General features: G+C 69.6%; 21 protein-coding genes and 1 riboswitch. Of the genes, 7 read left to right on the top strand and 14 right to left on the bottom strand.

Annotated elements, in window-relative coordinates:
- Positions 1 to 287: 287 nt before the first annotated feature.
- The gene (locus tag QJS31_RS33850) at positions 288 to 1,487 is read right to left on the bottom strand and encodes a hypothetical protein (RefSeq protein ID WP_306358645.1); all 1,200 of its coding nucleotides are present in this window, start codon (positions 1,485 to 1,487) and stop codon (positions 288 to 290) included.
- A 267-nt stretch (positions 1,488 to 1,754) separates the two neighbouring features.
- A complete protein-coding gene (locus QJS31_RS33845) occupies positions 1,755 to 2,720 on the bottom strand; it encodes an NAD-dependent epimerase/dehydratase family protein (RefSeq protein WP_282779637.1) in 966 nt (321 codons plus the stop codon).
- A gap of 109 nt (positions 2,721 to 2,829) precedes the next feature.
- On the opposite strand from QJS31_RS33845, the gene QJS31_RS33840 reads away from it, so the two are divergent.
- Positions 2,830 to 3,741 (top strand): hypothetical protein, encoded by a 912-nt coding sequence (locus QJS31_RS33840; protein WP_282779635.1) that lies wholly within the window; start codon positions 2,830 to 2,832, stop codon positions 3,739 to 3,741.
- Positions 3,742 to 3,833: 92 nt separating this feature from the next.
- Here QJS31_RS33840 and groL read toward each other — a convergent pair whose 3' ends face one another.
- The 11 genes from groL to QJS31_RS33785 all read right to left on the bottom strand — a co-directional run bounded on the left by groL (position 3,834) and on the right by QJS31_RS33785 (position 16,277).
- Positions 3,834 to 5,459 (bottom strand): chaperonin GroEL, encoded by a 1,626-nt coding sequence (gene groL / locus QJS31_RS33835; RefSeq protein ID WP_029932939.1) that lies wholly within the window; start codon positions 5,457 to 5,459, stop codon positions 3,834 to 3,836.
- Positions 5,460 to 5,626: 167 nt separating this feature from the next.
- A complete protein-coding gene (locus tag QJS31_RS33830; RefSeq protein WP_282779643.1) occupies positions 5,627 to 7,090 on the bottom strand; it encodes a glycine hydroxymethyltransferase in 1,464 nt (487 codons plus the stop codon).
- A 30-nt stretch (positions 7,091 to 7,120) separates the two neighbouring features.
- Positions 7,121 to 7,207: riboswitch (ZMP/ZTP riboswitch) on the bottom strand.
- Between the two features lie 37 nt (positions 7,208 to 7,244).
- Entirely contained in the window at positions 7,245 to 7,976 is a 732-nt protein-coding gene (locus QJS31_RS33825) for a Clp protease N-terminal domain-containing protein (RefSeq protein ID WP_282779633.1), read from the bottom strand.
- Between the two features lie 82 nt (positions 7,977 to 8,058).
- The gene (locus tag QJS31_RS33820; RefSeq protein WP_306358644.1) at positions 8,059 to 8,514 is read right to left on the bottom strand and encodes a hypothetical protein; all 456 of its coding nucleotides are present in this window, start codon (positions 8,512 to 8,514) and stop codon (positions 8,059 to 8,061) included.
- Positions 8,515 to 8,773: 259 nt separating this feature from the next.
- Positions 8,774 to 9,859: an NAD(P)/FAD-dependent oxidoreductase gene (locus tag QJS31_RS33815; RefSeq protein ID WP_282779630.1), complete on the bottom strand. Its 1,086-nt coding sequence runs from the start codon at positions 9,857 to 9,859 to the stop codon at positions 8,774 to 8,776.
- Between the two features lie 97 nt (positions 9,860 to 9,956).
- On the bottom strand, positions 9,957 to 10,841 hold the full coding sequence (locus QJS31_RS33810; protein ID WP_306358643.1) for an RNA polymerase sigma-70 factor: 885 nt from the start codon (positions 10,839 to 10,841) through the stop codon (positions 9,957 to 9,959).
- A 104-nt stretch (positions 10,842 to 10,945) separates the two neighbouring features.
- A complete protein-coding gene (locus tag QJS31_RS33805) occupies positions 10,946 to 11,374 on the bottom strand; it encodes a hypothetical protein (protein WP_306358642.1) in 429 nt (142 codons plus the stop codon).
- A 123-nt stretch (positions 11,375 to 11,497) separates the two neighbouring features.
- The gene (locus QJS31_RS33800) at positions 11,498 to 12,472 is read right to left on the bottom strand and encodes a helix-turn-helix domain-containing protein (protein WP_306358641.1); all 975 of its coding nucleotides are present in this window, start codon (positions 12,470 to 12,472) and stop codon (positions 11,498 to 11,500) included.
- A 296-nt stretch (positions 12,473 to 12,768) separates the two neighbouring features.
- Positions 12,769 to 13,122, bottom strand: coding sequence for a UBP-type zinc finger domain-containing protein (locus QJS31_RS33795; protein WP_282779625.1), 354 nt, complete (start codon positions 13,120 to 13,122; stop codon positions 12,769 to 12,771).
- Complete coding sequence (locus QJS31_RS33790) at positions 13,122 to 14,594, bottom strand: ATP-binding protein (protein WP_306358640.1); 1,473 nt, start codon at positions 14,592 to 14,594, stop codon at positions 13,122 to 13,124. Before QJS31_RS33790 ends, QJS31_RS33795 begins: the two co-directional genes overlap by 1 nt.
- Positions 14,595 to 14,603: 9 nt before the next feature.
- Positions 14,604 to 16,277: an FAD-dependent oxidoreductase gene (locus QJS31_RS33785; RefSeq protein ID WP_143983649.1), complete on the bottom strand. Its 1,674-nt coding sequence runs from the start codon at positions 16,275 to 16,277 to the stop codon at positions 14,604 to 14,606.
- 448 nt (positions 16,278 to 16,725) lie between these two features.
- Between QJS31_RS33785 and QJS31_RS33780 the strand changes: the two genes are divergently transcribed.
- Both QJS31_RS33780 and QJS31_RS33775 read left to right on the top strand, forming a co-directional pair.
- Complete coding sequence (locus tag QJS31_RS33780; RefSeq protein ID WP_282779621.1) at positions 16,726 to 17,175, top strand: SRPBCC family protein; 450 nt, start codon at positions 16,726 to 16,728, stop codon at positions 17,173 to 17,175.
- 76 nt (positions 17,176 to 17,251) lie between these two features.
- Positions 17,252 to 17,944 carry an SIMPL domain-containing protein gene (locus QJS31_RS33775; RefSeq protein WP_282779619.1) on the top strand — a complete coding sequence of 231 codons (693 nt, stop codon included), beginning with the start codon at positions 17,252 to 17,254 and terminating at the stop codon, positions 17,942 to 17,944.
- Between the two features lie 67 nt (positions 17,945 to 18,011).
- On the opposite strand, the gene QJS31_RS33770 is transcribed toward QJS31_RS33775, so the two are convergent.
- Positions 18,012 to 19,040: a beta-ketoacyl-ACP synthase III gene (locus tag QJS31_RS33770; protein ID WP_282779617.1), complete on the bottom strand. Its 1,029-nt coding sequence runs from the start codon at positions 19,038 to 19,040 to the stop codon at positions 18,012 to 18,014.
- 209 nt (positions 19,041 to 19,249) lie between these two features.
- Between QJS31_RS33770 and QJS31_RS33765 the strand changes: the two genes are divergently transcribed.
- The 4 genes from QJS31_RS33765 (at position 19,250) to QJS31_RS33750 (ending at position 24,000) form a co-directional block, all read left to right on the top strand.
- On the top strand, positions 19,250 to 19,522 hold the full coding sequence (locus QJS31_RS33765; RefSeq protein WP_282779616.1) for a GlsB/YeaQ/YmgE family stress response membrane protein: 273 nt from the start codon (positions 19,250 to 19,252) through the stop codon (positions 19,520 to 19,522).
- A gap of 215 nt (positions 19,523 to 19,737) precedes the next feature.
- Positions 19,738 to 20,454, top strand: a complete 717-nt coding sequence (locus QJS31_RS33760; protein WP_282779641.1) for a phosphatidylserine decarboxylase — start codon at positions 19,738 to 19,740, stop codon at positions 20,452 to 20,454.
- The gene (gene pssA / locus QJS31_RS33755; RefSeq protein ID WP_043602497.1) at positions 20,454 to 21,353 is read left to right on the top strand and encodes a CDP-diacylglycerol--serine O-phosphatidyltransferase; all 900 of its coding nucleotides are present in this window, start codon (positions 20,454 to 20,456) and stop codon (positions 21,351 to 21,353) included. The genes QJS31_RS33760 and pssA overlap by 1 nt, the downstream gene beginning before the upstream one ends.
- A 445-nt stretch (positions 21,354 to 21,798) precedes the next feature.
- On the top strand, positions 21,799 to 24,000 hold the full coding sequence (locus QJS31_RS33750) for an AAA family ATPase (RefSeq protein WP_306358639.1): 2,202 nt from the start codon (positions 21,799 to 21,801) through the stop codon (positions 23,998 to 24,000).
- The last annotated feature ends 418 nt before the right edge of the window (positions 24,001 to 24,418 follow it).

The raw sequence follows: 24,418 nt of genomic DNA, 5'->3' as shown, positions 1-24,418 counted from the left end.
CAGGTCGAACTAGTGTGATCATCAGGCGCTCCTCGTACAACCTCGTTTCCAAGGGGCTTCGCTGAACCTCTCGGCTCGGCGTCTCGGCCCCTGGTCGGTGTCCGTGTCGCTCTGACCTGGAATAAGTTACGTGTCTGCGAATGCAGTGTCAAATCGCCTGGTCAGAGGCCCAATTCTGCGTTCACGCGTTCGCCTTGTTGCATCCTGTCCCGTCGAACCGGTCGAACAAGTCGCGAATTAATGCGACCGGTCGCCTTAATTGCGGCATCCGGCTGACAGCGATCCACTCAGTAGCGCAGGATCGCCGCGAACTCCGGCGCCTTCTCCCCCACCGGTCCGGTTATCTCGGTGCCCTCCAGCAATCCCGCCAAGCGCTCCGACTCGACCAGATAGACGCTGCCGTCATCGGTGAGCGTGCGCACCGCGGCGGCCTCCGTCAGATCCGCGTCCGGATGGGCGGGGTCGGACATCATCAGCACCGCGTCGGAGGAGACGTCGTACCACCCCGGCACGGTCGCATCGGCCGCCAGCAGCAGGGTGTCGACTCGACCGCGATAGGCGCTGCGCACCACATCGCCGATGGCGGTCACCGCCCGCGGACTGCCCTGTCCGATCAGTTCGGCCGCCCGATGCAGCGCCTCGTCCCGGCCGCCCTCGAAAGTGGGTCGGACAACCTCGTACGCGCGCGCGTGCAGGTCGCCGTCGTCCAGGGCCTCCGGATTCGTCTCGATCGTGCCCGCGATCCGCCCGGACAGCTTCTGGTTCTTGCGGATATGACCCGCCAGCTCGGCGTCGCCGATGAGCACCAGCGGCAACCGGTCGTCGGCGATGTGCTGCGCGACGGCGGCGGCGACCGCTCCCGCGTACTGCTCCAGCCCCGCTTTGCGCCATTCGGGCGGGGCCTCGCCGTAGACCTGGGTCCGGGCCGCGATCGGGCGACCGGTCTGCGGTCGTGACGCCGGGCTGCCCTGGACCGGACCCTGGTAGTCGTTCTTCCCCGCCGTCTCCGCGACATCGGCGGGGAACTCCACATCGTGGTTCTGGTCCAGGGTGTGCCGAGTGGCCTCGAACAGCCGGGTCGTATGCGCGGTCACCGCGAGCACGCGGAAGCTGCCGTCCGCGGCGAACAGCGGCAGCAATGGTTTCACCGAGAACTCCGGACCGACGTGGGTTCGTGGTTCGAAGGACAGGGGCACCCGGTATATCCGCAACCCCCCGGCATCGAGGAACAGGGCCAGCCCGTCACTCTGGTGCTGCCAGAAGTCGTCATCGTCGCGCAGTGCGGCGGCCGGAGCCAGCAACGCGTCCGCATCGACGGCGCGCATACCCGCTTCCACGAGTTTCTCCCGCGCCTCATCGATCAGGTCGCGCAGCCTGATCGGGTCCTGCCTGGTCTCTCGGCCACCCCGATGCGTCGGCAGGTAGATCGAGACGCCACGGTCGGGTGTGGCCTCGATGAGCTGCGACAAGTCCGAACGCGTCAACATCGGCAACCCCTCTTTACGTCGATGGCGGAAGCAGGTGGGCGATGGCAGCGCATCACCCACCATCGAGCTACCCGGCCTCGCGAGGCGGAAACCGACCTGTTGCCGGACGGTGAGGGGCCGCGGCATACCGGATTCCGCCCGGGTCGCGTCGCCGCCCGAATCCGCCGCAGTGGCGTCATGCACCGGATTACGCCGTGGTTGCGTCATGTGGTGGCGCATCGTCTACTCGGCGGCGTCCACGTGGTGGCGTCGTCTACTCGGCGTCGTCTACTCGGCGGCGGCGTCACGGGTGTCGAGCGTGGCCCGCAGCGCTTCCCCGGTCGGCGTCGGTTCGATGCCGAACTCCTTGGTCGCGGCCGTGGAGTCCAGTACGAAGGGCCGATCGAACTGGTAGCGCAGCTCGCGCAGCTCGCGAGCATCGGCATTGACGAGACCGGCGGCCCACAGCAGCACCGACGGCATGCGGCGGACACGCGCGGGCGCGGTACCCGTGAGGGACGCGGCCAGCTCGGCGAGCGCACGCACCGACATCGGTTCCGCCGTGGGCACATGCCAGGCCCGCCCCCAGGCCGATTCGTCATCGGCCACCGCGACGGCCGTGCGGGCCACGTCCTCGACGGCCGTCCAGCTGTGCGGGGCGTCCGGGTCGCCGGGGAACAGTGCCGTCCGGCCCGCCACGACGGCGGGCAGGACGGTCTCGGTGAACGTCGACTTCGCCCCCGCGCCGAGGTAGTCGGAGCCACGCACCTCGGCGGCGCGAATGCGGCCTGCCCCATGCGCCGCCAGCGCGGCTTCCCACAGTTCGGCCCGCAGCCGTCCCTTCACCGAGTTCGGCCGCAGCGGGTGCGATTCGGTGACCGCGCCGTCGAATTCGCCGTAGCCGTACAGGTTTCCGACAGAGACGAGAACCGCGCCGGAGGATTCCGCGGCACCGATCGCGGCGTCGTTGAGTGGCGGGAAGCCGGTAGTCCAACGGGCGTACGGAAGTCCGGCGCACTGGAAGATCGCGGTCGCTCCCGCACACTGCTCCGCGAGCGCGGCGGGATCGGTGGCATCGACGCGCAGACGGTGGACGCGCGCATGCTCGGGCCCCGCCCCGCCGCGGGTCAGCAGGCGGACGTCGTCACCCCGCTCGGCCAGCAGCAGTGCGGTGGCCGATCCCACGGGCCCGGCTCCGATGACGACGTGCAGGGCCATGGCTACTCGCTCCTGTTCCACTGGCGAAACACTCACTTCACGACACTAGATCGAGTCAGCGTCCCGCGCACCCCGCACACCGTGTCGGCCGCTCTGGCTAGGGTCATGAATCGTGGGTTATGACACCAGCTTTCACGCTGTGGACATGCGTGTGATCGAGGATCGGATCGTCCCGTTTCTGGCGGGACTCGGTGCGGAGGGGGATATCGACGATTTGGTGACGCGTGCGGCCGAGCAGGCCCGCGTACGGTTCCGGGCCAAGGCGTGGGCGCTCGGTGCGCTGAAGGCAGGTGCCGAGTCCAGTGGCTTCGACAGCCGTCTGCACGTATGGGGGCGGCCCTTCCTCATCACCGAGGAGGACGCCGAGGCCGTCGCGGACTGGGTGCTGCGCTTCAGCGCGGCCACCCCGGACACCGTGGACGGGCTCGTGGTCGAGCAATTGCGCCGACTGGATCCGGCACTCGCAGAGCGGGTGCGGCCCGATATGTCGGGCACCCTGCCCGAAGGGGAGAACCTGCGGCGCATGGTGTCCTGGAAGGTCGAACTGCTGCGGCACGCCGCGCTGGCGCTGCGGGCCGGACGGACGCGGGTCGAGGATCCACACTCCGACGACGTGCACGACGCCGCCGGACTGCTCACCGGCAATGCGCAGTTCGTCCTGCTGGAATTCGTGGCCGCCCTACTACCCGGGTGGATGGATCGCGGCCACACCTGGCCGACCCGGCTGGGGCCGGAGACCGGCGCCGGTCTGCCCGCCGGATTCGGCGGCAACGGCGCGCTGCTGGGCCGACTGCCCGAACTCCTCCCCGACCTCGACTGGACGGACGACGAGTCGATCATGGGCAACTACTCGGTCGGCGGCATGGTCCCGCCCGACCGCGTGCCCGCGGCGCGCGCCTGGCTGACCGAACACCGGGATCGACTGGTCGGCGACGACGGCTACCTCGAGACCTCGCAGCGCAAGTGCCGGGAGGCCTTCGCGCTGGCCGACCGCATCGGCGGCGGCTTCGTCGAGGCCACGGAGATCTACAGCGGGTTCGAAGGAAAGATCAACTAGGAAAGGTCCACCGGCCAGCACAGCCCGAAGGCCGACCACCCGGTGGGTGATCGGCCTTCGGTCGTTCTAAACCTGTTGCCGGAAGGCAGGACTCAGAAGTCCATGCCGCCCATGCCACCGGTCGGGTCGCCGGCGGGAGCGGCGGCCTTCTCCGGCTTGTCGGCGACGACGGCCTCGGTGGTGAGGAACAGGGCCGCGATGGAGGCCGCGTTCTGCAGCGCCGAGCGGGTGACCTTGACCGGGTCGGCGACGCCGGCGGCCAGCAGGTCGACGTACTCGCCCGAGTCGGCGTTCAGGCCGTGGCCCGCCGGGAGGTTCGAGACCTTCTCGGCGACGACGCCGGGCTCCAGGCCCGCGTTGAAGGCGATCTGCTTCAGCGGGGCGGACAGCGCGACGCGGACGATGTTCGCGCCGGTGGCCTCGTCACCCGACAGGGACAGACCGTCCAGGGCCGGAGCCGACTGCAGCAGGGCCACGCCACCACCGGCGACGATGCCCTCCTCGACGGCGGCCTTCGCGTTGCGGACGGCGTCCTCGATGCGGTGCTTGCGCTCCTTGAGCTCGACCTCGGTGGCCGCGCCCGCCTTGATCACCGCGACACCGCCGGCCAGCTTGGCCAGGCGCTCCTGCAGCTTCTCACGGTCGTAGTCGGAGTCCGAGTTCTCGATCTCGGTGCGGATCTGCGCGACGCGGCCCTTGATGGCCTCCTCGTCACCCGCGCCCTCGACGATGGTGGTCTCGTCCTTGGTGATGACGACCTTGCGGGCCTGGCCCAGCAGCTCCAGACCGGCGGTCTCCAGGGAGAGGCCGACCTCTTCGCTGATGACCTCGCCACCGGTCAGGATGGCGATATCGGCCAGCATGGCCTTGCGGCGGTCACCGAAGCCCGGGGCCTTCACGGCGACGGACTTGAAGGTGCCGCGGATCTTGTTGACGACCAGGGTCGACAGGGCCTCGCCCTCGACGTCCTCGGCGATGATCAGCAGCGGCTTGCCGGCCTGGATGACCTTCTCCAGCAGCGGCAGCAGGTCCTTGACGGTCGAGATCTTCGAGCCGACCAGCAGGATGTACGGATCCTCGAGGACCGCTTCCTGACGTTCCGGGTCGGTGACGAAGTAGCCCGAGATGTAGCCCTTGTCGAAGCGCATACCCTCGGTCAGCTCCAGCTGGAGGCCGAAGGTGTTGCTCTCCTCGACGGTGATGACGCCTTCCTTGCCGACCTTGTCCATGGCCTCGGCGATGAGCTCACCGATGGACGAGTCGCCCGCCGAGATACCGGCGGTGGCGGCGATCTGCTCCTTGGTCTCGACCTCCTTGGCGACGTCGAGCAGCTTGGCGGTGACGGCCTCGACGGCCTTCTCGATGCCGCGCTTCAGGCCCAGCGGGTTCGCGCCGGCCGCGACATTGCGCAGGCCCTCGCGCACCAGCGCCTGGGCGAGGACGGTCGCGGTGGTGGTGCCGTCACCCGCGACGTCGTCGGTCTTCTTGGCGACTTCCTTGACGAGCTCGGCGCCGATCTTCTCGTACGGATCCTCGAGCTCGATCTCCTTCGCGATCGAGACACCGTCGTTGGTGATGGTGGGGGCGCCCCACTTCTTCTCGAGCACGACGTTGCGGCCCTTGGGGCCCAGCGTCACCTTGACAGCGTCCGCGAGGGCGTTCAGACCCCGCTCGAGACCCCGGCGAGCCTCTTCGTCGTACGCAATTGTCTTGGCCATTGCGTTGAGATCCTCCAGATCAGGGGATTGACACGATCTGGCCAGGCTCGGTGCCCGCGACGGACGACCAGGGGATGTGTGAGTCCCGGCCTCACCGTTCTGACCTGGCACTCACAGGTCGCGAGTGCCAAAGCCCTTTTTAGCACTCACCGGTGGCGAGTGCAAGGTCAGCCGAGATCGATGCTCGGGTAGAGCGGGAAGCCCGCGAGCAGGTCCGCGGCGCGCCGCGAGATCTCCTCGGCGACCTTCGGTTCCAGCACGTGCTGCGCCTTGGACGGCGCGCCCTTGGCGGTGGTGCCGGGTTCGGCGGCGGTGAGGACCCGGTCGATCAGGGCGGCGATCTCGTCCATCTCGGCCGCGCCCAGGCCGCGGGTGGTCAGGGCGGGGGTGCCGATGCGGATGCCCGAGGTGTACCAGGCGCCGTTCGGGTCGGACGGGATGGCGTTGCGGTTGGTGACGATGCCCGAATCGAGCAGGGCGGCCTCGGCCTGACGGCCGGTGAGACCGTAGGAGGACGCGACGTCGATGAGATTGAGGTGATTGTCGGTGCCGCCGGTGACCAGGGTCGCGCCGCGGCGCATGAGGCCCTCGGCCAGCGCGCGGGCATTGTCGACGATGCTCCGGGCGTAGTCGCGGAACTCGGGGCGGCGGGCCTCGGCCAGCGCGACCGCCTTGGCCGCCATCACGTGCGGGAGCGGACCGCCCAGCACCATCGGGCAGCCGCGGTCGACCTGATCGCGCAGCGAGTCGTCGCACAGCACCATGCCGCCGCGCGGACCGCGCAACGACTTGTGGGTGGTGGTCGTGACGATCTGAGCGTGCGGCACCGGATCGAAGTCGCCGGTCAGCACCTTGCCCGCGACCAGACCGGCGAAATGCGCCATATCGACCATGAGCGTGGCGTCGACCTCGTCGGCGATCTCGCGCATGACGCGGAAGTTCACCAGCCGCGGATACGCGGAGTAACCCGCCACGATGATCAGCGGCCGGAACTCGCGGGCGGTGGCGCGCAGCGCCTCGTAGTCGAGCAGGCCGGTGGCCGGATCGGTGCCGTAGGAGCGCTGCTCGAACATCTTGCCCGAGATGTTCGGGCGGAAACCGTGGGTGAGATGCCCGCCCGCGTCCAGGGACATGCCGAGCATGCGCTGATCGCCGAAGGCGGCGCGCAGTTCGGCCCAGTCGGACTCGGACAGGTCGTTGATCTGCCGCACACCCACCCGCTCCAGAGTGGGGGCCTCCACCCGCTGCGCCAGAATCGCCCAGAAGGCGACCAGATTGGCGTCGATACCGGAATGCGGCTGCACGTAGGCGTGCCGCGCGCCGAAGAGTTCCTTCGCGTGCTCGGCGGCCAGCGACTCGACGGTGTCCACATTGCGGCAGCCCGCGTAGAAGCGGCGGCCGACGGTGCCCTCGGCGTATTTGTCGCTGAACCAGTTGCCCATGGCCAGCAGGGTGGCCGGGGAGGCGTAGTTCTCCGACGCGATGAGCTTGAGCATCTCGCGCTGATCGTGCAGTTCCCGACCGATGGCCTCGGCGACGCGCGGCTCGACGGCGCGCACGACATCGAGGGCGGCGCGGTACGCGGTGGACTCCCGCGACAGAGATTCCGAGGAAAGGGGCTGCTGGGTCATACGGGCCTCCGGGGGTCGGGTGGGAACGGTCACCGTGGCCCAGGCGCACGGCACTTCGTTCACAGGCCGCTCCCCGATGGTCGTTCCCATCCCAGCGCGCCAGTCACGGCCCGTCGGCAAGCCTACCCGGCCCGCCGACGAACCTGGTCGGCACCTATTTCTTCGCCGCCATGACCGATTCGAGCAGGGCGGTGATGTCCGCTTCGATCGACTCCTTGTCCAGGCCGAGGCCGGACAGCGGACCCGACCCGTCCTCCAGCTCCAGCATCGCCAGCAGGATGTGTTCGGTGCCGATGTAGTTGTGGCCCATGCGCAGCGCCTGCCGGAAGGTGAGCTCGAGCGACTTCTTGGCCTGCGCGTCGAAGGGCACCAGCGCGGGCACCGCCGCGCTCGACGGTTCCGGCACCGCCCCCTCGGCCACCCGGCGCACGGCGTCCGCCGACACGCCCTTGGCGATGATCGCTTGCACCGCGAGCCCTTCCGGCTCGCTGAGCAGGCCCAGCAGCAGATGCGCGGTGGTGATCTCGGCATTGCCGCGGGTGCGGGCCTCCTCCTGTGCGGCGACCACCACGGCGCGGGCGCGGGGGGTGAACTTGGCGAAGCCCGCATTGGGGTCCATGGTCGCGGCGTCGGCCGGGTCGCCGGGGGCCTTGGGGACGAAGCGTTTCTGGGCGGCCTGTTTGGTGACGCCCATGCTGGCGCCGATATCGGTCCAGGACGCGCCGGAGCGGCGGGCCTGGTCCACGAAGTGTCCGATCAGATGGTCGGCGAGTTCGTCGAGATGCCCGCCGACGACGACCGCGTCGGAGAGCTGTTCCAGCACATTGTCGGGGCGGGCCTTCTTGATGCCGTCGATCAGGTCGTCGAGGCGGAGGGAGTGCGTCATGCGTCAACGATAGGTTGACACACCGAGCGAGGTCAACCGTTGGTTGACGATTTCATCGCGGGCGAACACACCCGCCGCGCCACTACCCCCGTGCTCCGAGCTTCGCCACCACCCGCTCAGGATCGTCCACCTCCACGATCGCCCGCGCGTACTTCCCGCTCGAGAAGTCGATGACCACGGCCCGCTCCGGATTCCGCACATCCCAGAAGATGCGCTCGCCCCGGTGCAGGAAGGTGCCCGCAGTGATCACCCGCGGCACATAGGTGCCCGGCAGCCGAATCCCCCTGGGCCTGCGCGCCATATCGGGATCGATCGCCACACCGCGCACCGCGCGCTTGGGCACCACCAGCCGCCGCCTGAGCGCCCACACCTTGTGCCACCCCCGCGGCTCGATCACCAGGTCGTCACCCTCGATGCGCACATCAGCCATGGCCACCTCCTTCGCCGCGACCTTACCGATCGTGAGCCACTGCCGCCCCCGGGAGACGGTGTCGCTGCCGTGCACCTCCGCCGTGAATCGCAGGCGGACAGCTGCCATCGGCGACGCCTTCGTGGTGTGGTCCGGAACCGCACGGCTGCTCACCGAGCGCGTGCCCGCCGCCGACTACAGGCCTGCGCTGGTGGTGGCGGATGCCGTGGCGGGCCGTCCTCGCGGTCGTCGCCGTCGCCCCCTGGACGCCGCGCTTCGTGCCCATCCGCCGCAAGCCCTGCACACCTGCTGCGTGGAGAGCAGTAGCCACGGCCCCGGGGCCAAGCCGATTCGCTGCTCTGTCGACGGGCGGCGCGGACGCGCGCCGTCAGGGGCGGGCGGCGGAAGCCGCGAAGCGGACGATGAACTCTTTCACGCGGGCGGCGGGGCGGCCGGTGAGGACGCGGCGGGTGGGGGTGTCGTCGGATTCGAGGAATTGGATGAGACCGTCGCGGCGGCCGAGGCTCAGGCATTGGAGCTGGTAGCGGAAGGTCAAGGGGGCGGGGGTGTTTCCGGCGATCGTGGCCGCGATCGAGGTGGCGGCGTGTTTGCCGGTGGGGAGGGCGGTGGCGCAGGCCATGCGGAGGTCGCGGTCGGCGGGGCCCGCGATGACGGCGGCGTCGCCCGCGGCGTAGACGGCCGGGTGGGAGCGGGAGCGCAGGGTGGCGTCGGTCAGGACGCGGCCGCGGGGGTCGACGGCCAGACCGGAGGCGGCGGCCAGGTCGGGGACCGCGAAACCGGTTGTCCACAGCACGGTTTCGGCATCGAGGTGCTCGCCGTCGGCCAATTCCAGGCCGGTGCCGGTGACCCCGACGACCTTGACGCCGGAACGGACCCGGACACCGAGCCGGTTCAGGGTCGCCGCCACATGGGTCCGGGCACGGTCGGAGAGCCAGGCGGCGGGCTCCTCGGCCGACACCAGGGTGAGATCGAGATCCGGATTCGCCTCGGCCAGTTCGGCGGCCACCTCGATACCGGTGGAACCGCCGCCCACCACGGTGACCCGGCCGGTGAGCGCCGGTATGCGGGCGGTGTCCTCGGGTGTCGCCACGGTGTGGGCGTACTCGGCGACACCGGGCACGGTGCGGGTATCGGCGATGCTGCCGAGGGCGTAGATCAGGGAGTCGTAGACGATCTCCGCGCCGGAATCCGTGCGCACCGTCCGAGCGGCGGTGTCGATGGCCGTGGCACGGGCCCGCAGGAATTCGATGCCCTTGCGTTCCAGCCGTTCCCGCAGCTCCCAGCGCGGCACCGCCTGGCCCGCCAGCAGTTGATGCAGGCGAACACGTTCGACGAATTCGGTGCGGGGGTCGATCACGGTGACCCGGGCGCCGCGGATTCGTGCCGCCCGCTTCGCCGCTGCCAGGCCCGCGTAACCCGCGCCGAGGATGACGATTCGATGTGCTCCGGTCATGAGCGTGACTCCTTTTCGACGTGCCGACACCCTCCAGACCGGATAGCGGCGCGATCCCTGACAGATCGCGACTGTGTGCCGCGTCACGGGCAGCGGGTCAGGATGCCACCGTGCCCGCGAAGTGCGCCAGCTTGTCGGGGTTCAGCACCAGGCGCAGGGCGTGGATCCGGTCGTCGGCCACGTCGATGCCGATAACCACCAGCACCGCCCCCGCGACCCGGACCACCACGGCCGGAGCACCGTTGACCTCGTCGACACCGATCTCCATACCCTCGATGCCCTGGGCCATCAGGCCGAGGAGATAGCGGGCCACCCGCTGTGCGCCCACGATCGGCCGGCGGGCGGCGGTGACCTTGCCGCCGCCGTCGGCAACCGACACGATATCGGCGGCGAACAGGCTCTCCAGGGCGGCCACATCACCGGAACGGGCCGCCGCGAGGAAACGAGACAACAACTCTCGCGCCTGCTCGGGGGCGGCGGCGAACCGCGGCCGCTGCTCCCGCACCCGCTGCGCGGCGCGCCGGTAGAGCTGCTGCGAGTTGGCTTCGGTGAGCTCCAGCATCGCGGCGATCTCGCGGTGCGGGTAGCCGAACGCCTCGCGCAGCACGAAGACCGCGCGTTCGGCGGGCGTCAGCCGCTCCAGCATGGTGAGGAAGGCCAGCGACACCAGCTCGCGCTGCTCCGCCGACTCCAGCGGACCCAGCTCCCCTGCCCCGGTGCGCACCGGCTCGGGAATCCACGGACCCACATAGGTCTCGCGACGGGCCCGCGCCGAATCCAGCCAGGTGCGGCACAGATTCACCACCACGGTGGTGAGCCAGGCTTCGGCGGCGCGGATGGCGACACGATCGGCGGCTTCCCAGCGCAGATACGTCTCCTGCACCGCGTCCTCGGCCTCGCTCGCCGACCCCAGCATGCGATACGCCAGCGCGAACAGCCGCCCGCGCTGCCGCTCGAACTCCGCCAGCCCATCGGCGTCCACTCGACCACCCACCCTCACGTCACCGGTCGCATCCGGACATTACGGGGCACACCGCAGGCGGACAACGCCGATGCCGCACGGCGATCGGGCGCTACGCGTGGGCGCTATTCGGCGGCGACGCGGATGGCTACGGCGACGGGGGTGTCGGTGTAGGAGCTGGCGAGGCAGGCGAGTTTGGCGGTGCCGAGGGCCACGTTGGGGCTGCCCTCCAGCTGGGAGCCGGGATGGGCGGCGAGGACCTGGTCGATGACCTGTTTCTGAGTGTCGTCGGTGAGGTCGCGGAACTGGCCGCAGGTGGTGTCGGCGCCGTCGGCGGTGCTCTGTTTGGCGCTGGCCGGGGCGGTGGGCGCGGTCGCGGGCGGTTCCACGTAGGTGAAGGAGGTGGTGGTGGGTGCGGTCGTCTCGACCGCGGTCGTGGTGGACGTCGCCGCCTGGCCGAGTCCGCTCACATCACTCGATTCATCCGACCCGCAGCCGGATAGTCCCAGCGCCAGCGCGCCGAACACGCAGGCGACAACCGACATTCGCTTCATACCGTGCTTTCCGAGCTCTCCGAGTGCAGTTCACCGACGCCGGACCTGCCCGGCGCTCGCAGCAGCGTACCGGGTGGACGCTCCGCCCGGGAGGCGACCGGCGAACAGGTCGGTCGCTACAGGTCACCGGCCATCGGGCGGCGAACAGGAGCGTGCCGCCGACCGCCGCCACTCCCGGGGTGTCATACCGTAGGCCGCGCGGAACCGGCGCGCGAAATGCGATGCGTCCCGGAAACCCCACGCACTCGCGACAAGGCCGATCGACCGATGCTCGCACTCGGGACGCGCGAGGTCCGCGCGCACCCGTTCCAACCGCTCCGCGATGATCCACTGCTCCAGGCTGAGATCCGCTCCGGCACACAGTTTGTACAGGTAACGCACCGAGATACTGTGTGCCCGGGCAATGGATTCCGCGCCCAGCAGCGGATCGGCGAGATGGGCTCGCACGTATTCGCGAATGCGGCCGAGCAGGAGCGCCGCCGGTACCGCACCCCCGTCACCGGCGGTGACACCGGCGGCCGAGGTCAGCAGTGCGCGGGCCAACTCCACTGTCGCGCTGGCGGTTTCCCGGGCAGCCACATCGGCGGCGAGTGCTTCGGCGGAGGCCGCCAGCATCATGGTGTGCCCGCAGACCAGCGGGTAGAGCGGACTGGCGGGAGCCCGGTGCATGGCGGTGCGGATCACCTCGAACGGCAGCGCCAGCGCATCCAGCGGCAGCAGCAAGGCCGTCAGTCCGCGTTCCCGCCAGGCGAGTTCGTAGGGGGCGTTCAGGTTGACCAGGCACAGTCCACCCTCGGGGATCACGTCTGTCGTCGCCCCGCAGCGACGTTCGACGGCGGCCTGCCCCACCACGAATCCCAGCGCCGGGCTGGGCTCACGGCGGACGTGCCGCTCGGTGCGCACCAGCCGCAGCGCCGAGCTGCGCGCCCGATACAGCCCGATCCCACCCAGCTCCCATGCCTCCAGATACGCCGACATCGGTCCGTCGACCTGCTCGGGCAGGACGTGCTGTGGACCCGCGATGGCCCGCACCGTCTCCCTCGCTCTCTCCACCCGCTGATCCGGCTCCACGCCGTCGGTGTCGAGCAGCACTACCACGGTGAACCTCCGCGAACGAGCGTGGCGGTCGTACCGCCACCGGCCGATCGTGCACTGTGGGCCCACTAGTGGGCACGCACGGTCGATTATCGTTCGCGCCATCGATCTACGTTTGTGAAACCGGCTCTTTGCTGCTGGTGAGGAAAGGACTCCCGCTCGCCGCTCGGATACGAATTCCGCGGGCACCCCCCGGGGACCGCCTGTCACACCCGCCGGACGCCGTCGTCGGGCAACCGTGACTCGCGGTCCCGCCCGCCGAGACCGCGAGCGGGAGACTCCTCAGCGCACGTGACCGCTCAGCTCAACCGGCTCCGCCAGTCCGCGGGCACTCGATCGCGGGGACCGGGCACCGGCTGCTCCGCCGGATGATGGGTCGGCGCGGCCAGCTCCGGCCCCTCGCCGTACATCTCCCCGGTGGCGTAGTTCCAGTACCAGTCCTCGCCAGGTTCGTAGCTCTGCACGAACGGGTGGCCGGTGGACCGGTAGTGCGCGGTGGCGTGCCGCGACGGCGAGCTGTCGCAGCAACCGACGTGGCCGCACTGGGCACAGCGGCGCAGATGCACCCACCAACCCTGTGCCGCATCGCATTCCACGCAGCCGGGGCCGCTGGGGGCCACCGCGGGATCGATGCCCTGAATTTGTTCCGACATCACTCACCTCCGGTTTCGGGTTGCGCCGCGGCGACCTCCGCGCCCGCGGGCGGCGTCAGCGGCAGTCGGACGATGAAACGGGTGTCGCCGGGTTCGGATACGACGCGGATATCGCCGCCGTGCTTGTTCACCACGATGCGGAAGGAGATGTCCAACCCCAGGCCGGTGCCCTCGCCGACCGGTTTGGTGGTGAAGAACGGCTCGAAGATCCGGTGCCTGATCTCATCGGGCACGCCCGGCCCGGTATCACCGATTTCCACTACGGCGCAATCGTTCTCGCGATAGGTGCGCACCGTGAGCGTGCCCCGCCCCCGCATGGCGGCGATGGCGTTGTCGATCAGGTTGGTCCATACCTGATTCAGTTCGGCGGCGTAGCAGGGCACCGACGGCAGGGTGTGGTCGTACTCCTTGACCACCTCGATATCGTCGCCGATCTTGCGCCCCAGCATGACCAGCGTGCTGTCGAGCAGTTCGTGGATGTCCACCACCTGGAACGGGGCGCGGTCCATCTGCGAATACTGTTTGGCGGCGTTCACCAGCGACGAGATGCGCGTGGTGGAATCGGCGATCTCGTTCATGAGCAGTTCGGTCTCGACCGTGTAGTTGAGCCAGCGGATCGCGCCCTCGAACACGCCGTCGGAGCATTCGGTCAGGGTGCCGTGCACCTTCTCCAGCCAGTCGATGTCGAATCCGGCCTGGACGAAGGTGGGGGCGATCTCCCAGCCGTTGCCGATGCCGCGGTTTTCCAGCCAGTCCCCGAGTTCGTCCTCGCGGTCGGCGGCCTCCAGCGGCGTCAGCATGGGAGCCTTGCCGACCTGCGCGGCCGCCTCCTCCTGCAACTGCACCAGGGATTCGAGCGTCTTGGAGTCGAATGTGCCGTGCGCCATCATCTTCAACTTGTGCCGCATCCCCGCCACCCGCTCCCGCAGCGAGGAGGTGGCGCGGACGGCCGCCGCGGCGGGATTGTTCAGCTCGTGAGTCAGCCCCGCCGACAGCGAGCCGAGGGCCAGCAGCCGCTCCCGCTGCCCCACCCGCTCGTTGGCGTTGCGGTTGCCGAAGAACACGCCCTCCAGCAGGTGCAGCGCCATGGGGAACCAGGTCTGGATCATGCGCGCGAAGGTGCCCGCGTCCAGCACGAAGAAGGTCGACGGCCGGGTGACGTAGAAGGAGCCGGTGTAGTTCTGGTCGACCTTGTCGCCCATGTACGCCGTCCACGCGCCCGCGTAGGAGCCGTGGTGGTCGGTGCGCACCAGCTCGATCTCCTCGCCGCCCGACATCTTGGTCAGCACGACCTCGCCCTCCATGAGGACGTAGAAGCAGGTGGCCGGGTCACCCTCGCGGAACACCAGTCCCGGTTCGAAGCGCTCCACCCGGCCGTCGCGGCACAACCACGCCAGCTGTTCGTCGTCGAGCTTCTCGAAGAGGAACAGTTCCTTCAATTCCGCGGGGTCGCAGATCAATCGGTCACCCATCGCGGCCTCCTACTGCTTCGCCAGGTAGCGGTGGACCAGCATGACGGCCATCGCGCCCTCGCCCACCGCCGAGGCCACCCGCTTCGCCGATTCCGACCGCACGTCACCGGCCACGAACACCCCGGGCACACTGGTCTCCAAATGCCCTGGGGGACGGGGTAGCTCCCATCCCGCGGGCCGTTCCCCGTCCACCATCAGGTCGGGTCCGGCCACCACGTAGCCGGCGGCGTCGCGGGTGACGGTGCCGTCGAGCCAGTCGGTTTCCGGTGCGGCGCCGATGAACAGGAACAGCCGTTCGGCGTCGACCTTCTCTTCCGCCCCGGTCGTGTTGTCGCGCAGCACGATCCGTTCCAGGTGATCGTCGCCGTCGGCGGACACCACCTCGGTGCGGGTGTGCACCTTGATATTCGGGATCTGCTCGATCTGCTGGATCAGGTAGTGCGACATGGATGCCTCCAGCGACGCCGCCCGCACCAGGATGTGCACCGTGCGGGCGTTGCGCGACAGGAACACCGCCGCCTGGCCCGCCGAGTTCGCGCCGCCCACGATGTAGACGTCCCGTTCGGCGCAGTCGGCCGCCTCGGTCATGGCCGACCCGTAGTAGACGCCGCGGCCGGTGAAGTCGTCCACACCGGGGGCCGGATGGTGCCGGTAGTTCACGCCCGTGGCGATGAGCACCGCGTGCCCGGCGATATGCCCGCCGTCGGCGAACTTCACCACGCGCGCCGAACCGCAGGCCTCCAGGGAGTGCACCTCGCGGGCGGTCACCAGTTCGGCGCCGAACTTGACGGCCTGCCGTCGCGCCCGATCGGCCAGCTGCGCGCCCGACAGACCGTCCGGGAAGCCCAGGTAGTTCTCGATGCGGGAGCTCTGCCCGGCCTGGCCGCCGGTGGCGGTGCGCTCCACCAGCACCGTGCGCAGGCCCTCGGACGCGCCGTACACGGCCGCGCCGAGACCGGCCGGGCCGCCGCCCACCACGATGAGGTCGTAGAACTCGCCGGACGGGTCGGTGTTCAAGCCCACGCTGGCCGCCAACTGCGCATCGCTCGGTTCCAGCAGCGCCTCACCGGCCGGATTGATGACGACCGGGCACTGGTCCTCGGTGGCCCCGGCCGCCGCCAGCAGGCGCGACCCCTCCGGTTCGTCGGCCAGATACCAGCGATAGGGCAGCTGATTGCGCGCCAGGAACTCGCGCACCTGGGAACAGCGTGCCGACCAGCGGTGGCCGACCACCTTGGTCTCGGTGACCGGGCGGTGGATATCGCCGCGCCACGCCTCCAGCAGCGCGTCGATCACTGGGTAGAGCTTCTCCTCCGGGGGATCCCAGGGCTTGAGCAGGTAGTGATCGAGATCGACCACATTGATGGCCTCGATGGCGGCATTGGTGTCGGCGTAGGCGGTGAGCAGCACGCGCCGGGCGTGCGGATGCAGGTCCATGGCCTGCTCGAGGAATTCGATGCCGTCCATACCGGGCATGCGGTAGTCGGCGATGAGCACGGCGACCGGCTGGCCGCGCAACTTCATCTCCCGCAGCGCGTCGAGCGCGGCCGCACCCGACTCCGCCCGCAGGATTCGATACTCCGCACCGTAGCGGCGACGCAGATCGCGAACCACCGCGCGAGAGACGCCGGGATCGTCGTCCACGCTGAGAATGGCCGGTTTCACGGCAGCAGGTGAGGTCACCTAACGAGTATGGATGGCGAGGTCAAATGCGGCCGAGTTGTTCGCCACCGGCTCAAATCCGGTGCTGGTGAACCAGATCGAGCTCGGACTGGGTGAGCAGTCGTTCCAAGCGCTCCTCGTTCGGCGGCTTGGACCTGGGCGTAGACGTGGATCGCGCTTGTTCGTCGTCGGAGTTGGGAAGCAGGGGGACCCCCTTGTGTGCCTGCTTGCGATGTATGAGCGAGCGCAGATTCACGGCCGATCACCTCACGTTTCGTTCGGGAAGCTGGAGGCAGTGTCTTGCTTCGTCTATAGGACATTGTGCGCCGCTTATTACGGCACTCGCCGCCACCGCACCGGAATGTGATCTAGTTGATTTTCAGTGTTCGGCCACCTGTTCGATTGCGTTCGCCACAGCACCGGGTTCTAGGATTGCTGATACCCCTCGTCACATCTCCCGGAGGCAGCGTTGCCGAAGAATCTCGAAGCCACCATCGACATCGCCGCGGCGCCGGACCAGGTCTGGGCCGTCGTCTCGGATCTGAAGCGGATGCCGGAGTTCAGCCCGCAGTGCGTGCGCATGCAGCCGATCGGCGCGGTCAAGACCGGCACCTGGACCATCAATATCAATCGGGACGGCAACAAGTTCTGGCCCACCACCTCGCGGGTGGTCCGCTACGAGCCCAATCGCGCCATCGCCTTCAAGGTCAACGAGAACCGCACCATCTGGAGCTTCACCCTGGAGCCGACCGACACCGGCACCCGGCTCGTCCAGCGGCGCGACTGCCCCCACGGCACCACCTGGTTCTCCCGCACCTCCATCAATGCCGCCATGGGCGGTGAGCAGCCCTTCGAGGAGGCGCTGGTGCGCGGGATGAACGAGACCCTGGGCAAGATCAAGAACAGCATCGAGCGCTGAGTTCCGCAGTGCCGCCGAGCGCCGGGACTCGCGTTTCTCCCGGCGCGGCGGCGGCATGGTGCGTAGGTTCGCTGCTATGCGACGAATGACTGTCATCTGCGCCGCGGCCACCGGCGTCGCGCTGCTGCTCACCGGCTGCGGCAGCTCGGGATCAGACAACGACCGCGACGTATCCGTCGTGGGCACCGGGCAGGTCCGAGGCGCGCCCGACGTATTGAACGCCGATCTCGGCGCGCAGGTGAAGGCGGGCGACGTCTCCGCCGCCGTGGACGGCGTGAACGCCAAGGCGAAGGCCATGACCGACGCCATGGTGGAGGCCGGGGTGGCACGCGAGGACATCCAGACCAGCGAGCTGTCGGTGCAGCCGGAGTACGGCTCCGAGGGTCGCGTCATCACCGGGTACCGCGCCACCAATTCCGTGCACGTCGTGGTGCGCGACCTGGACAAGGCATCGGCGGTGCTCGACGCGGCGGTCAAGGCCGGGGGCAACGACACCCGCATCAGCAATGTGTCGTTCGATCTCTCCGACAACACCCAGTTGCTCGAGGACGCCCGGGCCCGCGCGTTCGCCGACGCCAAATCCCGCGCGCAGCAGTACGCGGACCTGGCCGGGCTGAAACTCGGTGACGTCGAGACGATCACCGAGAACAGCAGTGGCAACTACCCGCCGGGACCGATGCGGGCGGATGCGGCGACGCCGGAATTCAGCCTGGAGCCGGGACAGCAGACGGTGACGTTCACCGTGAACGTCACCTGGAATCTGAAGTAGGCCCGAGTCCGCTCCACCGCGGAGTCGACCGCGAGGGCACCCTGCCACCCGGGATTCGGGGCGGAGACTACTTCCAGTTGGGCAGCGTCACGACCTGGGCGGCATAGGACAGGCCCGCGCCGAAGGCGATGAGCAGGGCGGTGCCGCCGGGCTTGGCGTCGCCGTCGCGCAACAGCTGCTCCATTGCCAGCGGGATCGAGGCGGCCGAGGTATTGCCGGTCTCCTCGATGTCATTGGCCAGCGCGCAGCTCTCCGGCAGCTTCAGCACCCGCGCCATGATCTCGATGATCCGGCCGTTGGCCTGGTGCGGGATCATGGCGTCCAGGTCGCTCATCTCGATACCGGCGACCTCCACGGCATCGCGGCACACCTTCTCCAGCGAGTGCGCGGCCCAGCGGAATACCGCCGTGCCCTCCATGGCGAGGTACGGGCGCACCGCGTCGGTGCCCTGCTCGTCGATCTCGCGGAAGAATTCGATCCAGTCCTTGTCCTGACGGATGGCATGGTGCTGAGTGCCGTCCGAACCCCAGATCGTGGGCGCGATACCGGGTTCCTCGGACGGACCGACCACCACCGCGCCCGCGCCGTCGGCGAACAGGAAGGCGGTGCCCCGGTCCTTGGGGTTGATGGTGTCGGTGAGTTTCTCGACGCCGACCACCAGGACGTGCCGCGCGGTGCCGCCCTTGACCAGATCCGACGCCATGGCGAGCGCGTGGCAGAAGCCGGCGCATCCGGCGGAGACATCGAAGGCGGCGGCACCGGTGATGCCGAGTTCGGTGGCGACCTGCGGGGCGGCGGCCGGGGTGAGCAGCAGCCAGGTGGAGGTGGCGACGATGACACAGTCGATCTCGGCGGGCTCGATCTCGGCGGCCTCGATGGCATCGCGTCCGGCCGCCACGCTCATGCTCTTGACGGTCTCGTCGTCCCCGGCGAAGCGGCGGGTCTTGATGCCCGAGCGGGTTCGAATCCATTCGTCACTGGAATCGATCGGTCCCGCGACCTCGTCGTTGGTGACGACCCGGGTCGGGCGGTAGACGCCGAGCCCAAGGATCGCGGTGTGCTCTGCCCCTCGAATCGAAGCCAGTCGAGCCGCCATATTTTTCCCCTTTGCACTGCGCGTCGAGCTGTCCTTCATCCGGTCCCCCACGGTCATGGCCTACACGACGCCGTAGACATGAGGCTTCCTCATATTAATCGGAACATAGTCCTCCGCGAGTGCGTATTCTCACAAACAAGGGGTATTGCCAAGTGCGTCTCGTCGGATCCGGCGGGGCTCACACCGTTCCTCGGACAAGGGAGGACAGCATGCTCGGCCTTGGCATCATCGGTTGGATCATCATCGGCGGCCTCGCCGGATGGATCGCCAGCAAGATCATGAAGACCGATGCTCAACAGGGCATTCTGCTCAATATCGTCGTAGGCGTGATCGGCGGCCTGCTCGGCGGCTTCATACTCAAGCTCTTCGGAGTGGACGTCGAGGGCGGTGGGCTGATCTTCAGCTTCCTCACCTGCCTCGGCGGCGCGGTCCTCCTACTCTGGCTGGTGAACATGGTGACCAGCCGCCGCGCCGGAGTCTGAGGTCCGGATCACAGGGCACCGGGCGGCCTCGGGGCCGCACCGGTGTCCATGTGTGCCCGATTCCCGCACGTGCACCCGGGACCGGTGCGCACGGCCGCGGTCCGGTATGCGTTTTCCGGCCCGTGCTCGCCCGAGGACGCGAGTGGTGTGCCAGCTTCCCGTAAGGTGTGAGCGCGGTCCCTGACCGCCCCCATCCGCGCATGAAAGAGGAGCTTGTGGCCCGCCGTCCCACCCCGCCCGGCACCCCCGAGAGCACCGGCCTCGCCCACGTGGCCGACCTGGTGCGCAATGCGATCCCGCCGCTGCACCCCGCCGGGCTGCCGTTCGTGGCGGCCCCGCTGGCGGTGGCCGCGCTCGGATACCGCAAGAAGTGGGTGCGTCGCACGGGGCTCGCGGCCGCCGCGGCCTGCGCCGCCTTCTTCCGCCATCCGCACCGGGTGCCGCCGAACCGGGCCGGGGTGGTCGTCGCCCCCGCCGACGGTGAGGTCGCACTGGTCGACACCGCGGTCCCGCCCGCCGAACTGGGGCTGGGCGATGCGCCGCTGCCCCGGGTGAGCATCTTCCTGTCGGTGCTCGACGTGCATGTGCAGCGGGTGCCGGTGAGCGGCGTGGTCACCGAGATCGCCTACCAGAAGGGCGAATTCCGCTCCGCCGACCTGCCCGAGGCCAGCGACGCCAACGAGCGCAACTCCATGGTGCTCGAGACCGAGAACGGTCAGCGGATCGTGGTCGTGCAGATCGCCGGACTGCTGGCGCGGCGCATCGTGTGCGAGGCCCGGGTCGGCGACAAGCTGAATATCGGCGACACCTACGGACTGATCCGCTTCGGCTCCCGCGTGGACACCTACTTCCCCGCCGGGACGCGCCCGCTGGTCACCCCGGGCCAACGCACCATCGGTGCGGAAACGGTGCTGGCCGAACTGGATTCGTGATGGAGCAGCTCGCGCCCGCGCCCGAGAAGGACCGCCGCCGCCGCACCATCCGGCTGCTGCCGTCGATGGTCACCATTCTGGGCCTGTGTTCGGGCCTGTCGGCGGTGAAGTTCGGCATCGAGGGCAAGCTCGGCATCGCGCTGGCCCTGGTCGGCGCGGCCGCCATCTTCGACATGCTGGACGGCCGCATCGCGCGCATGCTGGACGCCACCACCAAGATGGGCGCGGAACTGGATTCACTGTCCGACGCCATCGCCTTCGGCGTCGCGCCCGCGCTGGTGCTGTACGTGACCTTCCTGCACGCCGACAGCGTGGGCTGGATTCTGGCGCTCATGTTCGCGGTGTGCATGGTGCTGCGGCTGGCCCGGTTCAACACGCTGATGGACGACGACAACCGCCCGGACTGGCAGCGGGAGTACTTCACGGGCGTGCCCGCACCCGCCGGTGCGCTGATCGTGCTGCTGCCCATCGCGCTGGCGGAGCAGTTCGGCGACGGCTGGTGGGTGAGCTTCCCGGCGGTGGCGGTGTGGACGGTCATCACCGGCCTGCTGTGCGTGAGCACGCTGCCGACGCTGGCGATCAAATCGGTGTCGGTCGCTCCGCGCACCGCGCCGATCCTGCTGGTGCTGGTGGCCCTGGCCGCCGCCCTGCTGGTCACCTACCCGCTCATCCTGATGATGGGCCTGGTCGCCATCTACCTCGCGCACATCCCGTTCGCGGTGCGTTCGGCCCGCTGGGTGGCCGCCCGCCCGGAGACCTGGCACCACAAGCCCGCCGAACGCCGCGCCCAGCGCAAGGCCCAGCGCCGCACCCGCCCCATCGGCCGCGTCTCCTCGGCCCGCCTGCGCCTGCGCCGCCCGGGCACCCGCCAGCGCTATCCGGAGGACGTCAAGCACTGAGAGCGAATTTCCGAACGATCCGGAGCCGCGCGGCATGTGACACCGCGCGGCTCCGGTCGTTTCGGGCCGGTCGACGCGGACCCACGCGACGCGTCCCCGCCGAGAAGACGCGGATCGACCGCACGACGGAGGCAGGGCCGAAGTCGTCCGGGGGCGGCCGTAACCAGCGTGGATGCCGGTACGGTTCGCCGTCCGATCCAGCCGGGGGGACGCCGGTAGCCGGCCGACCATGGATACGGCGGGCGAGGATCACCTCGACCGCGCCGCCGGGTGCGCGACGACATCCGGATCGGCGGATCTCGGGATCGCACCGACCGATCCGACTCGGGGTAGCAGGGGGGTGGGTGGACGGGTCGGGTCCCGGAAGGCCGTGCGGGAATTACGGAAGGGGTGCGGGAATTTCGGTGGCGGTCGCGGGGCTTGGTGCGGCGGGCACAATGGGGGCGTGCCTGAACTCGCCTTGACCGCTCGCCTCAATACGTCTGCCGCGGATGCGCGCCGGGGTTTGGTGCGATTGCATGCCGAGGCGCTGGCGGCGCTGGGGTTGCGGGAGTGGGACGGGATCGCGTTGATGGGGGCGCGGCGGACGGCCGCGGTGGTGGCGGTGGCGCCGGCGGGTACGCCCGCGGGGGTGGCCCTGCTCGATGACGTGACGCTGTCGAACGCGGGGGTGCGGGAGAGCGCGACGGTGGTGATCTCACCGGTGACCGTGTACGGGGCCAAGCAGATCTCGGTCATGGGGTCGGCGTTGGCGGCGGGCACCATTCCCGAGGCGACGCTGCGGCAGGCGCTGCTGGGGAAGGTGGTGACGGTCGGGGACACGGTTTCGCTGCTGCCCCGCGACCTGGGGCCGGGAACCAGCACTTCGGCTGCGACACAGGCGCTCTCGCGCACGTTCGGGGTGGCCTGGACCTCCGAGCTGCTGACGGTTACGGCCACCGACCCCTCGCCGGGGCCGGTGAGCGTGCAGCCCAACAGCGCGGTGGTGTGGGGTTCGGGCGTGGCGGCCACCGACCGGCCCACGTCCATCGGCGACAACGGCGCGGACTACGGGCGGGTGCCGCAGACCGGTCCGGCTCCGGTGATTCCGGTAGCCGATCTGGCCGGGGTGCAGACGCAGGCGGCCAAGCTCACCGAATGGCTCAACCTCGCCCTGGACGAGCCGGAGCTGCTCAAAACCCTCGGCGCCCCGGCACATCTCGGTGTGCTCGTCTCGGGTCCGGCCGGGGTGGGCAAGGCGGCGCTGGCGCGGGCGGTGTGCGCGCAGCGGCGAGTGGTGGAGTTGGACGGCCCGTCGGTCGGGGCGACCGAGAGCGGCACTCGGCTGCGCGAGGTGGGGATGGCCGTCGCCGAACTCTGTTCGGGCGCGGGCGGTGTGCTGCTCATCACCGATATCGACGCGCTGCTGCCCGCCGATGCGGAACCGGTCGCCACCCTGATACTCGACCAGTTGCGGGCGGCGGTGGCCACGCCCGCGGTGGCGCTGCTGGCGACCACGGCCCATCCGGGTGATGTGGACGCGCGGCTGCGCGCACCCGATCTGTGCGATCGCGAGCTGGCGTTGCCGCTGCCGACCGCCGCGGTGCGCACCGCCCTGCTCGAACAGCTGCTGCGCAAGGTGCCGACCGACGGCCTGAAACTCGACGAGATCGCCGCGCGCACACCCGGTTTCGTGGTGGCCGATCTGGCCGCGCTGGTCCGGGAGGCGGCGCTGCGGGCGGCGTCGCGGGCCAGCCGCGAACAGTCCGATCCGGTGCTGGTGCAGGACGATCTGGCCGGTGCGCTGGAGGTGATCCGGCCGCTGTCGCGCTCCGGGTCGGAGGAGCTGGCCATCGGCAGCCTGAGCCTCGACGATGTGGGCGATATGAAGGAGACCAAACAGGCGCTCACCGAGGCGGTGCTGTGGCCGCTGCGGCATCCGGATTCCTTCGCCCGCCTCGGCATCGACCCGCCGCGCGGGGTGCTGCTGTACGGGCCGCCCGGCTGCGGCAAAACCTTCCTCGTCCGCGCGTTGGCCGGGACCGGCCAGCTGAGTGTGCAGGCGGTGAAGGGCGCCGAACTCATGGACAAGTGGGTCGGCTCCTCCGAGCGCGCCGTCCGGGAGCTGTTCCAGCGCGCCCGCGACTCCGCCCCGGCGCTCATCTTCTTGGACGAGATCGATTCCCTCGCGCCCCGCCGCGGCCAGAGCAGCGATTCGGGCGTGACCGACCGGGTGGTGGCGGCGCTGCTCACCGAGATGGATGGCGTGGAACCGCTGCGCGACGTGGTGGTGGTCGGCGCGACCAACCGCCCCGACCTCATCGACCCGGCGCTGACCCGGCCCGGCCGCCTGGAGAAGCTGGTTTTCGTACCGCCGCCGGACGCCGCCGCCCGCGCCGAAATCCTGCGCACGGCGGCCACATCCGTACCGCTGGCACCCGATGTCGAGCTGCGCGCCCTGGCCGCCGAACTGGACGGCTACTCCGCCGCCGACTGCGCGGCCCTGCTCCGGGAGGCGGCGCTGGCCGCCATGCGCCGCGATGTGCTGGCCGCCGATGTGACCTCGGCCGACATCATGGCCGCCCGGGCGGCCGTGCGGCCGTCGCTGGATCCGCTCCAGGTGGAATCACTACGCCGCTTCGCGGCCCAGCGCGCCTCCGCGAGCTGAGATCTCGCGGTTGTCGAGGGGCTCGGCTCCGGAGCACACGGGTGCTGAGCGCACGAGTCCTGGCGAACACCAAGCCCGACCAGCGCAAAGCCCCACCAGTCGGCGTGCCGCACGCTGGCGGACCTGATCGGGCGGCGTGTCGCGCTCCGCTCGCACGAATTCGCTCGGGTGCGGGTCGACGACGCCGACGTGGTGGCTGCCAAGGGCTGGTGCGGCGGCATCGGCGGAGCTGTGGGCACCCGGTCGCGACCGCCCCGGCGACTCGCGCCCGGGGCGGGGATGGCGAACCGGCGACGTGTGGCGGTGCGGAATTCGCCGCGCGTGCATCACCCCGGAAAACTTCGGGCGAACCCGCGTGGATAGCGCGGTTGAACGCTATACAACCACCGAGCCACATTGATGGAATTCACCCAGCCAA

It is taken from the genome of Nocardia sp. CC213A, from assembly GCF_030766805.1.
Taxonomy (GTDB): Bacteria; Actinomycetota; Actinomycetes; order Mycobacteriales; family Mycobacteriaceae; genus Nocardia; species Nocardia otitidiscaviarum.
Note: the sequence above shows the minus strand (reverse complement) of the source record. Positions and strands in the feature narration are given on the sequence as shown.